This window comes from Candidatus Hepatincolaceae symbiont of Strigamia maritima, from assembly GCF_055505085.1.
Genome location: NZ_DBKDTU010000079.1, coordinates 1 through 2,779 on the forward strand (window position 1 = coordinate 1; position 2,779 = coordinate 2,779).

Here is a 2,779-nt window from a genome sequence, read left to right on the forward strand (position 1 = left end):
GATCTACACTCTTTCCCTACACGACGCTCTTCCGATCTCCTAATTTATTATAGTTAGAAAGAACTCTGAGTTGCAAGCATATATTATAAATCATTATATAAAATGTGAAGAATAAAAGATTTGCAGAATAAACGCTTGTAACTATGACTAATGCCTGTTATACTTTTAGCAAAGTAAATTATAAAAGTATAAGTCTATTAAGAAGCTTGCCGTAGAGTCTGATACTTAGTGGGATATTTAGTGTAGAATTTAATAGAAAGTTTTAGGTTAAGTTTATACTCTTTAGTACGTTTCTAAAAAATTACTACTCCTACTCACTCAATGTTAGTAAATATTATAGGAAATTATATGATTGCACTTATTGGTTATACAGGGTTTGTAGGACAAAATCTAGCTAATCAAACTACCTTTAATAAATTATATAATACTAAGAATCTCTCGAAAATTAAAGAGCAGGAATATAATCTAGTAGTTTGTGCAGGTATTAAAGCAGAAAAGTTTTTAGCTAATAAGAATCCCAAACAAGATTTAGAAAATATATTAAACTTACTAAATGCTCTTAAATCGGTAAAAACTAAGCAGCTAGTTTTAATCTCCACAATTGATGTATACCCATACACCTTAGGAGTAGACGAAGATACAAAAATTAATAAAGAAATTTTATCTTTCTATGGCAAACATAGATTTTTAGCAGAAGAATTTGTTAATGAAAATTTTAACAATTTCTTAATTGTACGGTTGCCTGCATTATTTGGGAATGGGCTTAAAAAAAATTTTCTCTTTGATCTTATCAACAAAATACCATCCATAATTTTTGCTGATAAATATCTGAGCTTGCCTAATAAGGAATTACTTGATACTGCTTATTGCTTTAATTCTAATCACCAAATTTATACCCTAAAACAGCACTTACCTTCGGATTTAAAAGTTGAGCTCTCTAATTATTTAAGTTCTATAAATTTTAGTAGCCTAAATTTTACTCATAGTGATAGTTGTTTCCAATTTTACAATCTGGCAAACCTATGGAAAGATATCACTAGAGCCCTTACTAAGAAAATTTCTATAATTAATTTAACTTCTCCTCCGATTTCCGCAAAAGAATTAGCAAAAGAATTAGACGGTATCGATTTTGTGAATAAATTAGCAATTCCACCACTTAAATATGATATTTATAGTAAATATTCTACAAATAATACTCCATATACCTATCACAAAGCAGACATTTTAAAAGATCTTAAAGATTTTTATCTACAACATAATAAAGTTAAATAATAAAATATGCTACTTTCTATATCTAGTATTGCTTGGAACCCCAAAGAATTAATCACTATCTTAGAACTATTAATGAGTAAAAGTATTAAATCTATAGAAATTGCCCCTACACAGTTTTTCAAAAATCCTTACTCTGCTCCCTTAAAAGAGATTATAGAGCTAAAAACCTTATTAGCTAAATATTCTATAACTATTAATACTTTGCAGGCTATATTTTTCGGGAATCAAGATATTGAACTCTTTACAAGTAATACAAATAGAAAAGAATTTATTAAAAAGTTTAAAAAAGTTATTAATTTTGCCACAGTAAGCGGTGCCAAGAATATAGTTTATGGGGCTCCTAAAACTAGAATTAAAGGAGCATTATCTAAAACTGAGGCAGATACTATTGCAACCAGCGTTTTTTTTGAATTAGCAACTTATGCTAAAGAATATAATATTTTTATTTTACTTGAACCTAATCCTAATTTTTATGGGGGTGATTATATTCTAAATACTATGGAGGCAGTAAATTTAATAGAATTAGTCAAGCATCCCAATTTTGTCCTTAATTATGATTTAGGAGCAGCAACTATGAATTATGAAGATTATAAGGAAACCCTTACACTTGCATACCCCTATATTAGGCATCTTCATATTAGTGAACCTTTACTTAACACGGTACCACATACCTATACTCAGAAATATACAATTCTTGCCACACTACTTAGAGAAAAAAATTACCAAGAATATATTTCTATAGAAATGAGGGCACAAAGAAATAATAATTATAAAACTATAAAGAAATCTTTGGAGTTTGCCCAATCAGTGTATTTGTAAGTATCCTTATTTAACACCATAACGTCCTCAACCTACCTTAAAATTAACCTATAAATTCGGAGTATATATTTGAAGCAAATAAATCAATCCACATATAAAGAATTAACTTCCCAAGATATGGTGTTACCTAAACACTCTGTCAATATTTTAAAAGAGAAAAGTAGCTCTTATTGTGTGTGTATTCCGGTAATTAATGAAGGGGAAAGAATTTTAACACAATTAAAATTCATGCAAAACCTAGGAATTGATAAATTAGCTGATATTTTAATTTTTGATGGAGGTAGTAGTGATTATAGTATTTCCAAAGAAAAATTACAACCCTTAGGAGTAAGAGCTTTTTTAGTGAAAAAAGATATCGGTAAATTAGGAACTCAACTTAGAATGGGGTATGCTTTTGCTCTGGCAGAGGATTATTTAGGGGTAATAACTATAGATGGTAATGCTAAAGATAATATTGAGGCAATTCCTAATTTTATAGAAAAATTACAAGCCGGTTACGATTTTGTAAAGGGATCTAGATATCTATCTGGTGGGGGAGCTTTCAATACTCCAATTATACGTACTATTAGTATTAGAATTATTTACTCACCTTATATTTCTTTGCTTGCAGGTAAATGGTTTACTGATACTTCCAATGGCTATACCGGATATTCTAGAAAGTTTTTATTAGATAAAAGAATTAATATTT

At 28.9% G+C, this 2,779-nt stretch carries 3 protein-coding genes; all 3 read left to right on the plus strand.

Annotated features, from left to right (window positions below; genetic code table 11):
• The first annotated feature begins 348 nt into the window (after positions 1-348).
• Positions 349-1,272: a Rossmann-fold NAD(P)-binding domain-containing protein gene (locus tag ACQCX0_RS01960; RefSeq protein WP_462562476.1), complete on the plus strand. Its 924-nt coding sequence runs from the start codon at positions 349-351 to the stop codon at positions 1,270-1,272.
• A 6-nt stretch (positions 1,273-1,278) separates the two neighbouring features.
• Complete coding sequence (locus ACQCX0_RS01965) at positions 1,279-2,091, plus strand: sugar phosphate isomerase/epimerase family protein (RefSeq protein WP_462562477.1); 813 nt, start codon at positions 1,279-1,281, stop codon at positions 2,089-2,091.
• 69 nt (positions 2,092-2,160) lie between these two features.
• The coding region (locus ACQCX0_RS01970) for a glycosyltransferase (protein WP_462562478.1) at positions 2,161-2,779 on the plus strand (619 nt) is incomplete at its 3' end.

Bases quoted from the DNA above. Each gene is read 5' to 3' on its own strand.
- ACQCX0_RS01960 (WP_462562476.1), top strand. From the start codon at position 349: ATGATTGCACTTATTGGTTATACAGGGTTTGTAGGACAAAATCTAGCT.
- ACQCX0_RS01965 (WP_462562477.1), top strand. From the start codon at position 1,279: ATGCTACTTTCTATATCTAGTATTGCTTGGAACCCCAAAGAATTAATC.